1 protein-coding gene is annotated in these 500 nt (G+C 70.4%); it reads left to right on the top strand.

The annotated features are described in order from the left end of the window. Positions 1-500, top strand: a 500-nt coding sequence (locus KGA66_RS29390) for a tetratricopeptide repeat protein (protein ID WP_211472911.1), incomplete at both ends; no start/stop codon positions are given.

Below are 500 nucleotides of genomic sequence, written 5' to 3'. Positions count from 1 at the left end.
CGACTGGCGGAGATCGGGCGCCGCAACGAAGCCCTCGCCCCCGCCGAAGAAGCAGTCCGCATCCGCCGCACCTTGGCGGAGACCGCACCCGACGCCCACCTGCCCAACCTGGCCACGGCACTCAACACCCTGGCCAATCGACTGGCGGAGATCGGGCGCCGCAACGAAGCCCTCGCCCCCGCCGAAGAAGCAGTCCGCATCCGCCGCACCTTGGCGGAGACCGCACCCGACGCCCACCTGCCCAACCTCGCCACGGCACTCAACAACCTGACCAATCGACTGGCGGAGATCGGGCGCCGCAACGAAGCCCTCGCCCCCGCCGAAGAAGCAGTCCGCATCCGCCGCACCTTGGCGGAGACCGCACCCGACGCCTACCTGCCCAACCTCGCCACGGCACTCAACAACCTGGCCAACCACCTGTCGGAGATCGGGCGCCGCAACGAAGCCCTCGCCCCCGCCGAAGAAGCCACCACCATCTACCGCACGCTGGCGCAAGCCGC

Source organism: Actinocrinis puniceicyclus (assembly GCF_018283645.1).
Classification (GTDB): domain Bacteria; phylum Actinomycetota; class Actinomycetes; order Streptomycetales; family Catenulisporaceae; genus Actinocrinis; species Actinocrinis puniceicyclus.
The sequence above is the reverse complement of the archived record's forward strand: the minus strand, read 5'-3'. Positions and strand labels throughout refer to the sequence as shown.